16 protein-coding genes are annotated in these 15,581 nt (G+C 63.4%); 7 read left to right on the top strand and 9 right to left on the bottom strand.

Features of this window, described 5'->3' with window-relative positions:
- Position 1 precedes the first annotated feature (1 nt).
- Genes mdcE through mdcA form a run of 5 tightly spaced genes read right to left on the bottom strand, consistent with a single transcriptional unit; the run spans position 2 to position 4,549 of the window.
- Entirely contained in the window at positions 2-793 is a 792-nt protein-coding gene (mdcE, locus tag GIB19_RS26280) for a biotin-independent malonate decarboxylase subunit gamma (protein WP_027593482.1), read from the bottom strand.
- Entirely contained in the window at positions 790-1,638 is an 849-nt protein-coding gene (locus tag GIB19_RS26275) for a biotin-independent malonate decarboxylase subunit beta (protein ID WP_274888608.1), read from the bottom strand. The genes mdcE and GIB19_RS26275 overlap by 4 nt, the downstream gene beginning before the upstream one ends.
- On the bottom strand, positions 1,631-1,930 hold the full coding sequence (locus GIB19_RS26270) for a malonate decarboxylase subunit delta (protein WP_099429171.1): 300 nt from the start codon (positions 1,928-1,930) through the stop codon (positions 1,631-1,633). Before GIB19_RS26270 ends, GIB19_RS26275 begins: the two co-directional genes overlap by 8 nt.
- 1 nt (position 1,931) lies before the next feature.
- Complete coding sequence (locus GIB19_RS26265) at positions 1,932-2,888, bottom strand: triphosphoribosyl-dephospho-CoA synthase (protein ID WP_274888606.1); 957 nt, start codon at positions 2,886-2,888, stop codon at positions 1,932-1,934.
- Positions 2,888-4,549 (bottom strand): malonate decarboxylase subunit alpha, encoded by a 1,662-nt coding sequence (gene mdcA / locus GIB19_RS26260; protein ID WP_027593486.1) that lies wholly within the window; start codon positions 4,547-4,549, stop codon positions 2,888-2,890. Before mdcA ends, GIB19_RS26265 begins: the two co-directional genes overlap by 1 nt.
- A 539-nt stretch (positions 4,550-5,088) precedes the next feature.
- On the opposite strand from mdcA, the gene GIB19_RS26255 reads away from it, so the two are divergent.
- Entirely contained in the window at positions 5,089-6,159 is a 1,071-nt protein-coding gene (locus tag GIB19_RS26255) for an enoyl-CoA hydratase/isomerase family protein (RefSeq protein ID WP_274888605.1), read from the top strand.
- 16 nt (positions 6,160-6,175) lie between these two features.
- On the top strand, positions 6,176-7,327 hold the full coding sequence (locus GIB19_RS26250; RefSeq protein ID WP_274888604.1) for an acyl-CoA dehydrogenase family protein: 1,152 nt from the start codon (positions 6,176-6,178) through the stop codon (positions 7,325-7,327).
- A gap of 63 nt (positions 7,328-7,390) precedes the next feature.
- On the opposite strand, the gene GIB19_RS26245 is transcribed toward GIB19_RS26250, so the two are convergent.
- Entirely contained in the window at positions 7,391-8,323 is a 933-nt protein-coding gene (locus tag GIB19_RS26245; protein ID WP_274888603.1) for a LysR family transcriptional regulator, read from the bottom strand.
- 125 nt (positions 8,324-8,448) lie between these two features.
- Between GIB19_RS26245 and GIB19_RS26240 the strand changes: the two genes are divergently transcribed.
- A complete protein-coding gene (locus GIB19_RS26240; RefSeq protein ID WP_238213487.1) occupies positions 8,449-8,712 on the top strand; it encodes a DUF2790 domain-containing protein in 264 nt (87 codons plus the stop codon).
- Position 8,713: 1 nt separating this feature from the next.
- Here the strand turns inward: GIB19_RS26240 and GIB19_RS26235 are convergent, their stop codons facing one another.
- Entirely contained in the window at positions 8,714-9,409 is a 696-nt protein-coding gene (locus tag GIB19_RS26235) for a tRNA (adenine(22)-N(1))-methyltransferase (protein WP_099429166.1), read from the bottom strand.
- Positions 9,410-9,509: 100 nt separating this feature from the next.
- Positions 9,510-10,556: a class I SAM-dependent methyltransferase gene (locus tag GIB19_RS26230; RefSeq protein WP_027593492.1), complete on the bottom strand. Its 1,047-nt coding sequence runs from the start codon at positions 10,554-10,556 to the stop codon at positions 9,510-9,512.
- 256 nt (positions 10,557-10,812) lie between these two features.
- Between GIB19_RS26230 and GIB19_RS26225 the strand changes: the two genes are divergently transcribed.
- Complete coding sequence (locus GIB19_RS26225) at positions 10,813-11,373, top strand: hypothetical protein (RefSeq protein WP_157765549.1); 561 nt, start codon at positions 10,813-10,815, stop codon at positions 11,371-11,373.
- Positions 11,363-11,560, top strand: a complete 198-nt coding sequence (locus tag GIB19_RS26220; protein ID WP_099430898.1) for a hypothetical protein — start codon at positions 11,363-11,365, stop codon at positions 11,558-11,560. Before GIB19_RS26225 ends, GIB19_RS26220 begins: the two co-directional genes overlap by 11 nt.
- Before the next feature lie 78 nt (positions 11,561-11,638).
- Here GIB19_RS26220 and mqo read toward each other — a convergent pair whose 3' ends face one another.
- Positions 11,639-13,228 carry a malate dehydrogenase (quinone) gene (mqo, locus tag GIB19_RS26215; protein ID WP_099429164.1) on the bottom strand — a complete coding sequence of 530 codons (1,590 nt, stop codon included), beginning with the start codon at positions 13,226-13,228 and terminating at the stop codon, positions 11,639-11,641.
- A 156-nt stretch (positions 13,229-13,384) separates the two neighbouring features.
- On the opposite strand from mqo, the gene GIB19_RS26210 reads away from it, so the two are divergent.
- Together GIB19_RS26210 and GIB19_RS26205 are read left to right on the top strand one after the other, a co-directional pair.
- The gene (locus GIB19_RS26210) at positions 13,385-14,605 is read left to right on the top strand and encodes a putative DNA modification/repair radical SAM protein (RefSeq protein WP_027593494.1); all 1,221 of its coding nucleotides are present in this window, start codon (positions 13,385-13,387) and stop codon (positions 14,603-14,605) included.
- On the top strand, positions 14,596-15,435 hold the full coding sequence (locus GIB19_RS26205) for a TIGR03915 family putative DNA repair protein (RefSeq protein ID WP_099429163.1): 840 nt from the start codon (positions 14,596-14,598) through the stop codon (positions 15,433-15,435). Before GIB19_RS26210 ends, GIB19_RS26205 begins: the two co-directional genes overlap by 10 nt.
- Positions 15,436-15,581: the final 146 nt, after the last annotated feature.

The following is a 15,581-nucleotide window of genomic DNA, read 5'->3' as shown; positions in this document are numbered from 1 at the left end:
CTCAGGCCCCCTGCCACTGACGGCGCAAGTGTTCGCGCACCTCGCGGGAGGCACGCCGGTTTTCGCCCGCCAGCCGCGATGACAGGTCGGTCGAGTTGCCGATATCGCGCACCGCTTCGGCCAAGCAGGTACGTACCTTGGCCAGGTCGGCCGCACTTGGCGTCTCGGCGTTGTCCACGCCAAGACGTCGCCACAGCAAGCCCAGCGAGGCATAGCTGTCGAGGTCATAGGCCATCGGCGGTACTTCGGCGGCCAGGGCCTCCAGCGCTTCGACGCTGCGCAATGTAATGCGCGCGGCAGCGGCCTTGCCCATGGCGTGCACCATCACCCCAGCGTCGTCCAGCGCGATCAGGCGCTGGGCTTGATAGCCATGGGCGAGGAAGGCGCCAGACATCGCCTTGCCGACCAGCAGCCCAATCACCGGGTGCCCGGCCAAGCGCGCCTCGGCATACGCCTGCACCGCACCGGCCAGCGCCTGGTGAATGCCCAGCGCCTCCTCGCGGCGGCCATAGGCCTGGCTGGGCACATCGATGACGGCGACGATGGCCCGCTTCTCGCCGTCGCGGTCTGCCGCGACCGCTTCGCTCACCGCCTTGGCCAGCCCCCAGCCTTCCAGCAAGCCGACCTCGCCCGCACGCGCCCGGGGGAACGGGTTGTGCGCATCGGGCACCACGGCAATGAAGCGTGCCAGGCGGTTGTCCAGTTCGCCGTCGATCACCTGCAGCGACGCGGGGTAACCCGGCAGCACTTGCCCGCCGGCCAGGCCCGGCAGCCAGTTCATGGCTCGGTTCATTTGGCTTCTCCTTGGTAGAGGCTGCGTACAGCGGCGGCATCCAGTTGCGGGCAGTCATCGCCGAGGCGCGAGAGCCGCTCGAGGTACCAGGCGTGGCGGCGAGCACGGTCTGTGCCGGGGGTGTCGAGCAGGTGCAAAAGCTGCTGGCGTATTGCATCTGCATCATCGGCCACGTAGCCGTCGACCAGCCCACTGGCATGGCGCTGCTCGCCACCGGTCAGGCTCCAGATAAAGGGGCGGTCCTTGGCGTCGTATTCGGCGATGCCCGCTTCCTGCTCGATGACCTGCGGGCCATTGAGGCCCAGGCGCGCCTCACGGGTGACCAGCAGGTGGCTGCACAGGCCGGCAGCGATGGACATACCGCCGAAGCAGCCGACCGAGCCTGCGATCACGCCGATCACCGGCTGGTAGCTGCGCAGCTCGACGATCGCGGCCTGGATCTCGGCGATCGCCGCCAGGCCGAGGTTGGCTTCCTGCAGGCGCACGCCACCGGTTTCCAACAGCAGCACGGCGCAGGTCGGGGTGCCGTTGCGGTTGTCTTCGATGGCCAGTTCCAGTGCACCGGCGATCTTCGCCCCGCCCACCTCGCCCATGCTGCCGCCCTGGAAGCCACCCTCGATAGCGGCGACCACAGTATTGCGGCCATTAAGCCGGCCTTTGGCAATGACCACGCCATCATCGGCCTGGGGCACGATGCCCTGGCGCGGCAGCCAAGGTGACATGAGCCGGTCGAAGGGGCCCAGCAGCTCGCGGAACGTCCCTGGGTCAAGTAGTGCCCGGGCGCGCTGGCGGGCGCCCATTTCGACGAGGCTGCGGCTGTGCAGCAAACGTTCGGTGTCAGTCATGGGCGATCTCCTCGAAACCTTGCTCCAGGCGCAGGCGCACCACCCCTGGCGTGGCGCCAAAATCATGGATGTCGATATTCACCGCTGGCCATTGGCGGCCTTCGAACAGGCGCTGGAACAGTTGCGTCCAGCGCGCGCCGCTGCCGTTGACCGACGTCACGACCTGGATCTGCAAGCTGCCGGCGATGCCGGGTTCGATCAGCACTTCCAGGTCGCCGGAGCTGACGCAGCCGACCACGGTGCGCCCGCGCCCCGGTTCGGTGGCGGGGAATTGAAAGGTCAGGGTTTCCATGTCACAGGCTCCCGGCTTTGTCGAGGAACAGGCAGGCCGCCAACAGATCGGCAGCGCCACCCGGAGAGGCATTCAGTTGCAGCAAGTGTTCATCCAAAAGGCGCAGTTGCCGGCGCCCGTCCAGCGTGGCGCTGCCACCGGCGTCCAGGACGGCGCGGGCCCCCTGCTGGACCGTGGCCAGCCCTTGTGGCCCGGCGCGCCAAAGCACGCAGGTGTCGGCCAGCGCCGCCATGATCGCCAGCAAGGTATCGAGCCGCGCGTGGGTTTCGCTGGCACCTAAGGCACGGCTGCGCTGCAGCTGTGGCAGGCCATGCGCGATAACCGCTGGGAAGCCCAGTTGCGCCTGCTCACGGGCACCGCCGCTGCCATACCGGCGCCTTACCTGGGCACCATGGCTGTCTTCCGATGCTGCGCCGGGGTCGTCGATCAGCGCGATGCGCCCGGCGCGGGCCGCCACTGCGCACGGGTCAGCGTGAGGACCCAGGGCACGGGACGCCACCAGCAGCCCCAGGGCCCAGATCGCGCCTCGGTGGGTATTCACCCCGCCGGTGGTCGCCAGCATCGCGGCCTCGCCTTCGCGGCCAATGCGGCCTAGCGCAGTGCGCAAGGGCTGGCCGACGCCGCCAATGGCCTCGGCCGCTTCGGCCATCTGCCGCAGGCACGGCCACAGGGCCAGCGCCGACGCATGCATCAACGCTAGCGTCATGTCGGTGTGCGCACCGTTGCTGCGGCGGTCTACCAGGCCCGGTTTGGGCGACAGGTCGGCTTCGTCGATCAGGGCTTCTACTGCCAAATCCGCCAGGTGGTCGGCCAGAGGGATTTCGGTTGTCTGTTCAGCCCTCTTCGCGGGCAAGCCCGCTCCCACAGAGCCCCCAATGGCTTCAAGGCCCGTGACATACCTGTAGGAGCGAGCTTGCTCGCGAAGCAGCCCTTGCGATTGCAGGTCGAGTACTTTCATCACCAGCTCCTGAACCGTGCGGGTGGGTTGTACAGGCCACCGGACCATTCCACCAGGTCGGCGATGCTGCGCGCAGCCAGCAGTTCACGGCTGGCATCGGTTCGGCGAATGCCCAAGTCCTCGGGCAACGCCACCAGGCCCTGCTGGCGCAGGCGCTGGGTGTCTTTGGGGTCATGCCGCAAGCCAATGGCGGTGACACCGGCCACGGCTGCAATCATCTGCTGGCGCTCCTCAAGGCTGCGCGCCTTGTACAGGTAAGCGATGCCTTCTTCGGTGAGCAAGTGGGTAACGTCGTCGCCGTAGATCATCACCGGTGCCAGCGGCATGCCGGCTTTTTTCGCCACTTCGACCGCATCGAGGGTTTCGACGAAGGTGGGCTTGCCGCCCTCCTGGTAGGTCTCGACCATCTGCACCACCAGCTTGCGGCCGCGCTCGAGCATTGTTTCGGGCACGGTCATGTCGAGCCAGGCCGGTGTCGCGTGGCGGCGCCCACGGGGGTCGTGGCCCATGTTCGGCGCACCGCCAAAGCCCGCCAGGCGGCCGCGGGTCACGGTCGAAGAATGGCCGTCGCCATCCACTTGCAACGTGGCGCCGATAAACAGGTCGACGGCGTACTGCCCCGCCAGCTGGCACATCATGCGGTTGGAGCGCAGCGAGCCGTCGCGGCCGGTGAAAAACACGTCCGGGCGCTGGGCGATGTAGTCTTCCATGCCCAGTTCAGTACCAAAACAATGCACGCTCTCGACCCAACCCGTTTCGATAGCGGGAATCAGCGTGGGGTGGGGGTTGAGTGTCCAGTTACGGCAAATTTTGCCTTTCAGGCCCAGGGATTCGCCATAGGTCGGCAAGATCAGCTCGATGGCTGCGGTATTGAACCCAATGCCATGGTTCAGCGACTGCACCTGGTGTTTTTCATAGATGCCACGGATCGCCATCATCGCCATCAGCACATGCACCGGCTTGATGTGGCGTGGGTCGCGGGTGAACAGCGGCTCGATGTAGAACGGCTGGTCGGCGACCACCACGAAGTCGACCCAGGACGCGGGGATATCGACGCGCGGCAGGTCGTCGACTCGCTCCACCAATTGGTTGACCTGGGCAATGACGATGCCGTCACTGAACGCGGCGGGTTCGACCAGGGCCGGGGTGTCTTCGGTGCTGGGGCCGGTATAGAGGTTGCCATCCCGGTCGGCCATGAAGCCCGCGACCAGGGTCACGTTGGGGATGAGGTCGACCAGCAGCCGGGAGTACAGCTCGATGTAGGTATGGATGGCGCCGACTTCGAGCAGGCCGTCTTCCAGCAGTTGCCCGATGCGCAGGCTCTGTGGCCCGGCGAACGAGAAGTCGAGCTTGCGGGCGATGCCCCGCTCGAACAGGTCGAGGTGTTCGGCACGGCTGACGCTGGGCATGATCATGTGCAAATCGTGCAGCCGCGCCGGGTCGACCTTGGCCAGTGAGCGGGAGAGAAAATCGGCCTGCTTCTGGTTGTTGCCTTCCAGCACCACCCGGTCGCCGGGTGCGAGTAACAGTTCCAGTGCCTCGACGATATGCGCGGTGGGCAGCACCACGCCGTCGGCGAGGTGGCGGACCCGGTCGAGGCGGCGCTGCTTCTCGGCGCGCCGCCGCGACCATTGCGGCGGTGGATTCTTGGTTGTTGTCATGGTGACTCCACGGGTTCGCTGTCGTGGAGCCACCTTAGGGCGAGGCGTGAGGGTGCATCAATCAAGCTGGGCGGGTGATCGTTACGCTCAGGTTAATGAATTGAGGGTGGGGTGGGCTTGGGGGTGTATGGCGTGATATTAGTGGGGGGGCGCAGATCGAGCGCCGCCCGCGCGGCGCATCGCGAGCAACGCTCGCTCCTACGTTTGTTTCAGGCCAATTATTCCTGGGGCAAACGCACGCGACCGTCTTGGTGCATGGCGCACTATTGCGTCGGACCAACAAGGCGGTCGCGCGCAAATGGCACAGGCCGCACTGGCCCGAAACAAACGTAGGAGCGAGCGTTGCTCGCGATGCGCCGCGCGGGCGGCGCTCGATCTCCCAGGCGCTGCAAGGCTAAACCCATACACAAGACAAAAATGCAGAACACCCCTGCAGATTTGCCGATTGTGCACGACAAATTCGCATGACAGGATCCAGTGATCCTCCAGCGAACTCCAGACTTCACTTGGAAAATCAATAACAAAGCAGGGAGAACGCGATGACCGCGCATGCTTACACTTCGGCAACGGATCATGTCTTGGCTGAAGTCCGCAACCAGATTGGCCACCTGACCCTGAACCGCCCCGCCGGCCTCAATGCCCTGACCCTGGATATGGTGCGCAGCCTGCGCCAGCACTTCGAGCAATGGGCAGACGACCCACAGGTGCGCGCAGTGGTACTGCGTGGTGCGGGCCCTAAAGGGTTTTGCGCTGGTGGCGATATCCGCTCGCTGCACGACAGCTACAAAAACGCAGAACGCCTGCATGAAGACTTTTTCGTCGAGGAATACGCGCTCGACCTGTGCATCCATCATTACCGCAAACCGGTGCTGGTGCTGATGGACGGCTTCACCCTCGGCGGCGGCATGGGCCTGGCTCAAGGCTGTGACCTGCGGGTGGTGACCGAACGCAGCCGGCTGGGCATGCCGGAAGTCGGCATCGGCTATTTCCCGGATGTGGGCGGCAGCTATTTCCTCTCACGCCTCCCTGGCGAGCTGGGCACTTACCTCGGTGTCACTGGCACCCAGATCCAGGCCGCCGACGCGCTGTATTGCGGGCTCGCCGACTGGCATGTGCCCTGCGATAAACTCACCGCACTCGACCAGGGCCTGGACCGCCTGACCTTTGGCGACCACCCGCTCAAGGACCTGCAAGGCCTGCTGGCCAAGCTCGGCACTCAGGTGCTGGATGACGCGCCGCTGGAGAAGCTGCGCCCGGTCATCGACCACTTTTTTGCCCTCCCCGACCTGCCAGCGATCATCGAGCAACTGCGCACCGTCAGCATCGGCGACAGCCACCCATGGGCCCTGGCAACCGCCGATCAGCTGGAAAGCCGCTCGCCACTGGCCATGGCGGTTACGCTGGAAATGCTGCGCCGCGGTCGCCACCTGGCACTTGAGGCGTGCTTTGCCATGGAGCTGCACCTGGACCGCCAGTGGTTCCAGTACGGCGACATCATCGAGGGCGTGCGTGCCCTGATCATCGACAAGGACAAGCAGCCCCGCTGGAACCCGCCCACCCTGGCCGAGCTCGAGCGCCAGCGGGTCGACCAATTCTTCGAAGGCCTGTGAGCCCGGGAGTACACAGATGCAAGACCTGGAACTGAGCGAAGAGCAGATCATGATCCGCGACATGGCCCGGGACTTTTCCCGTGGCGAAATCGCGCCCCATGCCCATGCCTGGGAAAAAGCCGGCTGGATCGATGATGGCGTGGTCCGCAAGATGGGCGAGCTGGGGCTGCTCGGCATGGTGGTGCCTGAAGCCTTCGGCGGCAGCTACACCGATTACGTCGCCTACGCCCTGGCCGTGGAAGAAATCGCCGCTGGCTGCGGCGCCACCGGGGCGATGATGAGCATCCACAACTCGGTGGGCTGCGGCCCGTTGCTGGCTTATGGCACAGCCGAACAGCAACAGGCTTGGTTGCCACGCCTGGCCACGGGCGAGGTGATTGGCTGCTTCTGCCTGACCGAACCCCAGGCCGGCTCCGAGGCGCACAACCTGCGCACCCGCGCCGAACGCGTGGAGGGCGAATGGGTAATCAACGGGTCCAAGCAGTTTGTCAGCAATGCTCGCCGAGCGGGCCTGGCGATCGTCTTCGCGGTGACCGACCCGGAACTGGGCAAGAAAGGCCTGTCGGCCTTCCTGGTACCCACTGACAACCCTGGCTTCAAGGTTGACCGCAGCGAGCACAAGATGGGCATCCGCGCCTCGGATACCTGCGCGGTGACCTTCGACAACTGCCGCATCCCGGCTGCCAATATGCTCGGTGAGCGCGGCAAGGGCCTGGCCATCGCCTTGTCCAACCTCGAAGGTGGGCGTATCGGCATTGCCGCGCAGGCATTGGGTATCGCCCGCGCCGCGTTCGAAGCCGCGCTGGTCTACTCCCGTGATCGGGTGCAGTTCGGCAAGCCGATCAACGAACACCAGAGCATCGCCAACCTGCTGGCCGACATGCAGGTACAGGTGAATGCCGCACGCCTGCTGATCCTGCATGCGGCCCGCTTGCGCAGCGCCGGCAAGCCGTGCCTGTCGGAGGCTTCGCAGGCCAAGCTGTTCGCGTCGGAAATGGCCGAGCGGGTATGTTCCATGGCCATCCAGGTGCATGGTGGCTATGGCTACCTGGAGGATTACCCGGTGGAACGCTATTACCGCGACGCACGGATCACGCAGATCTACGAAGGCTCGAGCGAGATCCAGCGGATGCTGATTGCCCGGGAGCTCAAGCACTATCCGCTGTAGCGGGTCGCCAAACCTGTGGGCGCCGGCAAGCCAGCCCACAGGTTCCAGCTAAATCAGCCCGATTCAGCGCCAATACCGCTCATCATCCACTATCCGCGCATGGGCCTCGAACAGCGCCGGTAGCTGTTCCTTGAGGTAGTCGATCCAGGTACGCACCTTGGCATCCAAGTAGTGCCGCGACGGGTAGATCGCGTACAGCGCACACTCGCGCAGGCGATACGGGGCCAGCAGCCGGCGCAAACGCCCCTGCTCGATGGCCTGGCTGGCGGTATAGAACGGCAACAGCCCGATGCCCATGCCCAACTCGCTGGCCAGCAGCATGGCGTCGGCTACGTTGGTCAGGAAGCTGTCTCGCGGCGCAATCACGCACTGATCGACGCCTTGCGGGAATACCCAGTCGCCTTCATACATCGGATACGCCATGCGCAGGCAACGATGATCATGCAGGTCTTCCGGCCTCTCGGGTACCCCAAAGGTTTCCAGGTAGCTGGGCGCGGCACAGGGGATGCTGAAGATGTAGCCCAAGGGCACTGCGATCAATTGCGAGTCCGGCAAGGCCCCGTCCACGGTGATCACCACGTCATGCCCTTCAGCCAGCGGGTCAGGGTTGCGTTGGGACAGGGTCAATTCGACCACCACCTCCGGGCACAGCGCGTTGTAGCCCGCCACCAGCGGCATCAGCAGCAGGCCCAGGCCGTGCGGGCAATGCAGGCGCAAGCGGCCACGGGGCGTGAGGTGCGCGCCGCGCGCTTCGCCCACGGCTTCTTCGGTCAACAACATGATTTGCCGGGCGCGCTCAAGAAAACGCTCGCCCGCTTCGCTCATGCGCAAACGGCGCGTGGTGCGGTGCAGCAGACGGGTCTGTAGCTGGTTCTCAAGCTCAGCAACGATGCGCGACACCTGCGCCGCTGAAATATCCAGGGCATTGGCAGCCGCCGCAAAGCTGCCGCACTCCACCACCCGGGTGAAGGTACGCATGGCATGCAGCATGTCCATGAGGGATGGGCTCCTTGTTCAATCTTATTCTTACGTTCAAGGCAGGAATCTATCACGGGTTAGCCCATTTATTGTGGATCACCAATGAATACATCATTGGTAAAACATTGAAAAAGGAACCTGCCATGAAACGTTCGATCGCTGTGCTTGCCGTTACCGCTGCCCTCGCCTCGTTCGGCGCCTTGGCTGACGCGGGCTCTAACCAGCCTGTTGCCAACAGCAACTACGAATACGGCATGCCGCTGGATGTGGCCAAAGTCATCTCCATCACCCCAGCCAGCAATGCAGCCGATTGCCAGGTTGGCACCGCGCACATGGTCTATGTCGACCATCAAGGCCACACCCGCGAAATCAACTACCGGGAAATGGGCAACTGCTCGCAGCAGTGAGTCAGGCCAATACCTGGTTGATCCAGGTGATTTGCCGGGCGAAATCGTCGCGCTTTTCCTGTGGGATTGCATCCCGGGCGCGTTCGAAGTTGGCCAACGTCTGCTGCTTCTGACGCAACATGCGCTGCCATTTGGTCATGAACGCTGGGCTTTTCTCGCGCATCAACAGTGGGCCGAAGTACAGTTCTTCGGCGGTATACGCCACTGCCTCACACGGTTCGGCGACGATGATTTCGTAGTCGAAGCGGTTCTCCCGCAGCAACTCTTCGCTGACGATGCGATAGCCATTGGTCATTAGCCAGCCCCGCAGCGCGCACTCGCCGCCGTTGGGTTGCAGGATCAGGCGCTCGGTGCCGTTCAAGCGATGCTTGCCGCGTTCCAGAATTTCGCACATGGTGTCGCCGCCCATGCCGCAGAGGCTGACGGCAGAGATCCGGTCGTTTATTTCGATCGCCTCTAGCCCATCGGCCAGGCGAATGGTGATGCGTGCTTCCAAGCCATTGCGGCGCACATTGCGCTGAGCGGAGGCAAAGGGCGTCTGCGCCACTTCACCGGCCACGCCCGCTTCGATAGTGCCCCGCAGCATCAACGCTACCGGCAAGTAACCGTGGTCCGAGCCGATATCGGCCAGGCGCGCGCCGTGTGGCACATGCGCCGCCACGCGCTCCAGGCGCATGGAGAGTGTCTGTTCGTTCAACGTAAGCCCCTTGCTCGACAACCGGGCGCGATTCTGACGATCAGGGCGCGGCATTACAATGCGTAAAAGCCGAATGGCCCGGTTGCGGCAAGGGCAGCGGCTATTTACGCGCCTCCAGGATCAGGTTGAACGGTGTCTGCGTCGCACGCCGGAACCGAGTGAACCCCGCCTCTTCGAACACAGCTCGCAGCCGTGCCTCCCCGGCCTGGGCACCCAACCCCAATCCCACCTCCTGAGACAGCGAATTCGGCGTGCAGATAAACGTCGACGCTGCGTAGAACAAGCGCCCAACCGGCGTCAGGTTGCCCTCTAGCGAATCTTCGGCATACGGTTCCACCAGCATCACCGTGCCGTCAGCCTTCAAGGCACGGTAGGCATGGCGCGCCGCGCCCACTGGGTCCCCCATGTCGTGCAGGCAATCGAAGAAACACACCAGGTCATGGTCGTGGCCGGGGTAGTCCTTAGCGGTGGCCTGCTGGAAATGCACCCGCGCGCCCAACCCCGCCTCTTCGGCGCGCTGGTTGGCGGTGGCGATGGATGGCCCGTGATAGTCGTAGCCGACAAAGGTCGATGCAGGAAACGCCTGGGCCATGACCAACGTCGAGGCGCCATGGCCACAGCCCACATCGGCCACCTTGGCGCCCGCTTGCAGTTTCGCCACTACCCCGTCCAGCGCCGGCAGCCACTCGGCCACCAGAAACGTCCGATAACCCGGCCGGAAGAACCGCTCGGTGCCGCTGAACATGCACGGGTGGTGGTCGCCCCACGCTAATCCGCCGTCGCCACGCATGGCCGCAACCAGCTTGTCTTTGTCGTGAAACAGCGCCGCCACCACCGCGGCGCCACCGGCCATGTAGGCCGGCGAATCCTCCAGCGCCAGGGCCATGGCCTGTTCTTCGGGCAGCACGAAACTGCCCTTGTCATGCACCATGTAGCCCGACGCCGCCTGGGCATTGAGCCATTCGCGCACCAGGCGCGGGTGGCAACCGGTCTTGGCCGCCAGCGCGTCGGGGGTGGTCGGCAGGCTGTCGGCCATCGCCCGGTACAGCCCGAGCTCGTCGCCCAGAATGACATTGGCCAGGGTCGCCGCAGCGCCCATGTCACCCACCAGCTTGCCCATGAATTCGTGAAGCCGTGCCTCGTCCATGACCTGCCCTCCTCTGCAAGAAGGCCACCGTCGACGAGGGAAGTCCGGGTCCGAGAGGGCGGTGGTCGAATGATTTGAAAGGCGCGCCGCACCACCAGCTGCGACGGGCTGTTTGTAAGTTTAGATGCCAAGAACTAAGCAGAGGCGGTTTTGGACTACGTCTACCCGGGAAAACAAGAAGGAGGTTATCGGCTACTTCTGGTGACCGTTAGCAATAGCATCAAACACCTGACGACGGCTGGTGATGTGATTGCAGATGGACGATATAGAACTGGCAGCACTGATTGGCTTCAAGCAGGCTGCTCGAGGTCAAATAGTACTGGAAACCCGGAACAAAACCCTCAACCTGGATAACCGGTTAATGGTCGAGGAAATTGATCATAAGGCTATAGAGGCCCATGAGCGCTGGCATCCCAACCCACATGACTTCGGCTGGGATCGTGTGTTGCAATGGAAGCGCCGACGTGCTCATGCACGCGCGCTGGACATTGCCATATGGCATGGCAATGCACTTGCTGGCCTTTGTTGGGCTTCACCACAAGGCAGCAAGGAAAAGATCATGGTGCTTTACCTTCAGCGTAACCCAGACAATTACCTGGTGACACGAGGCTACATAGCGCCCTTGTGCATGAGCGGCGTCCGCTTCTACGCCCTTATGCTCGGGTTGAAATGGGTTGTAGTGAAAGACCCACTCCCTGAAGCGCGTATCGCCTATCAACAGAATGGTTTCCGGCAGGTAAAAGGTATCGGGCTTGCCTATGACCTACGTGGTGATTATGCTGCCTTCAACCATGAGGAAATACATGATGTCGACTAAAAGCAGCGATTTCAGCGCATCTGTAGCGCATTTCAGGGCAATTGCTGACGCAAAACTGACGCGCTTGCGGCAGTCGGCGCAGTACGAGAGTTTGCTGAATGGGGACGCAGTAGAAGCGTTCACCAAGGTCGAGGGATCTGTCTACGCGGGTGCCTCAGGCAAGCGCCGCAAGTGCTCGCTTGGCTGAACCTGACTGCGCGGCTCTGGAGAAGCAGCCGCGCAAGCCAGCAACAGTGATTGCCCCAATAACACCAACCTCGAACTTTTACGGCGCTTCACCACCCGACGGCGGATTCAGCTGCAGCACCTCATTGGTATACGTCCACTCCTGCTGCACCCTGTCCGGGTGCTCGTTCAGGCGAATGCCGTAAGACGGCACGATCTGCTTGATCTTCGCTTGCCACTGCGGCGAGGCCACCTTGTCCTTGAACACCTTGTTCAACACATCCAGCATGATCGGCGGCGCGGTCGAGGCACCCGGTGAGGCCCCAAGCAGGCCGGCGATGCTGCCGTCCTTGGACGTGACCACTTCGGTACCCAGCTTGAGCACCCCACCCTGGGCCTCGTCCTTCTTGATGATCTGCACCCGCTGGCCGGCTTGCCACAGGCGCCAGTCTTCCTTCTTGGCCTCGGGGAAGTAGGTGCGCAGCGCTTCGAAGCGGTCATCGTCCGACTGCAAAACCTGACCGACCAGGTATTGCACCAGATCGAACTCACGTACCCCTACCCTCACCATCGGCCAGGCGTTGTGAACACTGGCGCTGGCGAACAGGTCGAGCAACGAGCCCTGCTTGAGGAACTTGGTCGAGAAGGTAGCAAACGGCCCGAACAGGATCATGCGCTTGCCATCGAGGACCCGGGTGTCCAGGTGCGGTACCGACATCGGCGGCGCGCCGGTTGCCGCAATGCCATAGGCCTTGGCCATGTGGCGCTGGGCAATGGCCGGGTTATCGGTGACCAGGAACGAACCACCGACCGGGAAGCCGGCATAGTCCTTGGCTTCATCGATGCCGGACTTCTGCAACAGGGGCAGCGCCGCGCCGCCGGCACCGATGAACAAGAACTTGGCATCGGTGGCAGCCTGGCTGCCATCTTTCAGGTTTTTGTACTCGACATGCCATGAGCCGTCGGCGTTGCGGGTGATGTCCTGTACCTCGCTCGACAGCTTGAGGTCGAAGTTAGGCCGAGTCTGCAGGTATCCCACATACTGCCGAGTGATCTCGCCAAAGTTGACGTCGGTACCGATCGGCGTCCAGGTCACGGCCAATTTCTGATTGGGGTCGCGGCCCTCCATCATCAAGGGCACCCATTTGCGGATCTGTTCGTGGTCTTCGGAATACTGCATGGGCTTGAACAGCGGGCTGGCTTGCAACGCCTCATAACGCTTCTTCAGGAAGCGAATGTTGTCGTCGCCCCAGACGAAGCTCATGTGCGGCGTGGTGTTGATAAAGGAATGGGGGTTCTTCAACACGCCCTGCTTGACCTGCCAAGCAAGGAATTGACGGGTGATCTGGAATGACTCGTTGATCTCCACGGCCTTACTGATGTCGATCTTGCCATCTTTTTCTGGCGTGTAGTTCAGCTCGGCCAAGGCCGAGTGGCCGGTACCGGCGTTGTTCCAACCGTTGGAGCTTTCTTCGGCCACCTTGTCCAGGCGCTCGACCATCTCCATCGACCAGCCGGGCTCCAGCTCGTTGAGCCAGATAGCCAGGGTCGAACTCATGATGCCGCCGCCCACCAGCAGTACATCGACCTTTTTGGTTTCTGCGGCCTGGGCGTTGAGCATGACTGCGCCCAACCCCATGGCCAGCGCCAGGCCGGCCAGCGCCCGCTTCGCTTCGATCGTGATTTTCATGTCCTCTCCCGCGCGCCTCGTTGCTGTCCGTAAGTCCAGCACAAGCTTAGCTGACGGATTTACTCGGGCATTGATACACGGCCTTCATCGATGGGGCTTGCAATCAGGGCATTCTCAAAATACTGTATGAATATTCAGTATTTCGAGTCAGCCGCCATGCAACTCATCGCCAAACTCGGCATTCTTGCCGACGCCGCCAAGTACGATGCTTCCTGCGCCAGCAGCGGTGCGCCCAAGCGTAGTTCGCGCGGCAGCGAAGGCCTGGGTGCCACCGATGGCATGGGCATTTGCCACAGCTATACCCCGGACGGGCGCTGCGTATCGCTGCTCAAGGTGTTGCTGACCAACTTCTGCCTCTACGATTGCCAGTACTGCGTCAACCGGCGCTCCAGCAACGTGCCGCGGGCGCGCTTTACCCCAGAAGAGGTGGTGCGCCTGACCCTCGACTTCTACCGGCGCAACTGCATCAGCGGCCTGTTTCTCAGTTCGGGCATCATCCGCTCGGCCGACTACACCATGGAGCAATTGATCCGCGTGGCACGCCTGCTGCGCGAGGAGCACAACTTCCGCGGCTACATCCACCTCAAGACCATCCCCGATGCCGACCCGCTGCTGATCGAAGAAGCCGGGCGCCTGGCCGACCGCCTGAGCGTCAACATCGAGTTACCGACCGACGCCAGCCTCAAGCGCCTGGCCCCTGAGAAACACGCGCACACCATCCGCCAGGCCATGGCGGTCATTCACCACGGCCAGCAAGCGGTGGCCAACGAACCCAAGGCGCCGCGCTTTACCCCGGCCGGGCAAAGCACCCAGGTCATCGTCGGCGCAGACGCCACCGACGACAGCACCCTGCTGCGCAATGCCGAGTCCTTGTACCAGGGCTACGGCCTCAAGCGCGTGTACTACTCGGCTTTCAGCCCGATCCCCGACAGCCCCGACAGTGTGCCCCTGGCAGCGCCGCCGCTGCTGCGGGAACACCGCCTGTACCAAGCCGACTTCCTGCTGCGTGGCTATGGCTACAAGGCCGGCGAACTGCTGGCGCAAAGCGGCAACCTGGCACTGGACATCGACCCGAAGCTTGCGTGGGCGCTGGCCAACCGTGAGGTCTTCCCGCTGGATGTGAACCGCGCCGAGCCAGCCCTGCTGGCACGCATCCCGGGCATCGGCCTGCGCAGCGTGCAGCGTTTGGTAGCGCTGCGACGAGAGCGGCGCATCCGCTACGACGACCTGATTCAATTGCGCTGCGTGCTGGACAAAGCGCGCCCATTCATCGTCACCAGTGACTACCGCCCGGCCCAGGCCGAGCTGCGCAGCGGCCTGCTGCGCGAACGCCTGCGCGAACCCCAGGCACCGGTGCAAATGGGGTTATGGGGATGATCGCGCTCGACTGCAATGACAGCTTCGCCACCTGGCGTGACCAAGCCCGAACGCTGCTGGGCCATGGCATTGACCCAGCCGACGTCACCTGGTCACAAGGCCCGATCGATGATCTGCTGGCCATCCCTGCACCGCTGCCCCAAGGCCCAGGCCCGTTTCGCGGCAAAGTGCCGGCAGCGCTACTGAGTCAGCTGGAGCAGGCAGCCTGCTACCGCGGCGAGCAACGCTGGAACCTGCTGTACGAAGTGCTCTGGCGCGTGGCCCATGGTGACCGCACCGCGATGCTGGCCGGCGATCGCCTGGGCAGCGAATTGCAACGGCGCATCAAACAGGTCAGCCGTGAAGCCCATCACCTGCATGCCTTTGTACGCTTCGTGCCGCTACCCGAAGCGTTGGCGCAGCAGCTGCAACTGGACCTGGTCGCCTACTACGAACCCGCCCACGATATCCTGCACAGTGCCAGTGCGCATTTCGCCGACCGCCTGGGCCGGCAACGCTGGTTGATCGCCACCCCCGCCGACGCTATCCGCTTCGACGGCCAGGCCTTCGACTACCGGCGCACCTGCCCTGACGAGTGGCGGCAATGGGCACGCAATGCCGACGACCCCGGCGCCGAGCTGTGGCGCACCTACTATCGCCACACCTTCAACCCCGCCCGCCTCAACCCGGACGCGCTGCGCCTGCACATGCCGGGGCGGTTCTGGCGGCATTTGCCGGAAGGGATGCTGATACCCCAGCTCGAAGGCCTGGCGCGCCAGGGTAAGCAGCGGGATGGGCAGGCGCTGGAGGTGGCTGCGCAGCGCGGTAAACGGATCAGCAAGGTTGAATGAAGCCAAGCAACATTACCCATCAAGTTCTGGCATCGCTGCAGACGATGCGTCAGCCATAACTTCGTCAATACCGCACTGACTTGACTCAACAGTCACTGTGCCTGCGCGCGCAACCAATAGGTATTTGCCTTAAAGAAGTACACAAG

It is taken from the genome of Pseudomonas sp. ITEM 17296 (assembly GCF_028895205.1).
In the GTDB taxonomy this organism is placed as follows: Bacteria; Pseudomonadota; Gammaproteobacteria; order Pseudomonadales; family Pseudomonadaceae; genus Aquipseudomonas; species Aquipseudomonas kermanshahensis.
The sequence above is the reverse complement of the archived record's forward strand: the minus strand, read 5'-3'. Positions and strand labels throughout refer to the sequence as shown.

Coding starts and splice junctions, on each gene's coding strand:
- GIB19_RS26265 (WP_274888606.1), bottom strand. CDS start 2,888: ATGAAAGTACTCGACCTGCAATCGCAAGGGCTGCTTCGCGAGCAAGCT.
- GIB19_RS26225 (WP_157765549.1), top strand. CDS start 10,813: ATGGACGATATAGAACTGGCAGCACTGATTGGCTTCAAGCAGGCTGCT.
- GIB19_RS26220 (WP_099430898.1), top strand. CDS start 11,363: ATGTCGACTAAAAGCAGCGATTTCAGCGCATCTGTAGCGCATTTCAGG.
- GIB19_RS26210 (WP_027593494.1), top strand. CDS start 13,385: ATGCAACTCATCGCCAAACTCGGCATTCTTGCCGACGCCGCCAAGTAC.
- GIB19_RS26245 (WP_274888603.1), bottom strand. CDS start 8,323: ATGGACATGCTGCATGCCATGCGTACCTTCACCCGGGTGGTGGAGTGC.
- GIB19_RS26275 (WP_274888608.1), bottom strand. CDS start 1,638: ATGACTGACACCGAACGTTTGCTGCACAGCCGCAGCCTCGTCGAAATG.
- mqo (WP_099429164.1), bottom strand. CDS start 13,228: ATGAAAATCACGATCGAAGCGAAGCGGGCGCTGGCCGGCCTGGCGCTG.
- GIB19_RS26250 (WP_274888604.1), top strand. CDS start 6,176: ATGCAAGACCTGGAACTGAGCGAAGAGCAGATCATGATCCGCGACATG.
- mdcE (WP_027593482.1), bottom strand. CDS start 793: ATGAACCGAGCCATGAACTGGCTGCCGGGCCTGGCCGGCGGGCAAGTG.
- GIB19_RS26230 (WP_027593492.1), bottom strand. CDS start 10,556: ATGGACGAGGCACGGCTTCACGAATTCATGGGCAAGCTGGTGGGTGAC.
- GIB19_RS26240 (WP_238213487.1), top strand. CDS start 8,449: ATGAAACGTTCGATCGCTGTGCTTGCCGTTACCGCTGCCCTCGCCTCG.
- GIB19_RS26255 (WP_274888605.1), top strand. CDS start 5,089: ATGACCGCGCATGCTTACACTTCGGCAACGGATCATGTCTTGGCTGAA.
- mdcA (WP_027593486.1), bottom strand. CDS start 4,549: ATGACAACAACCAAGAATCCACCGCCGCAATGGTCGCGGCGGCGCGCC.
- GIB19_RS26205 (WP_099429163.1), top strand. CDS start 14,596: ATGGGGATGATCGCGCTCGACTGCAATGACAGCTTCGCCACCTGGCGT.
- GIB19_RS26270 (WP_099429171.1), bottom strand. CDS start 1,930: ATGGAAACCCTGACCTTTCAATTCCCCGCCACCGAACCGGGGCGCGGG.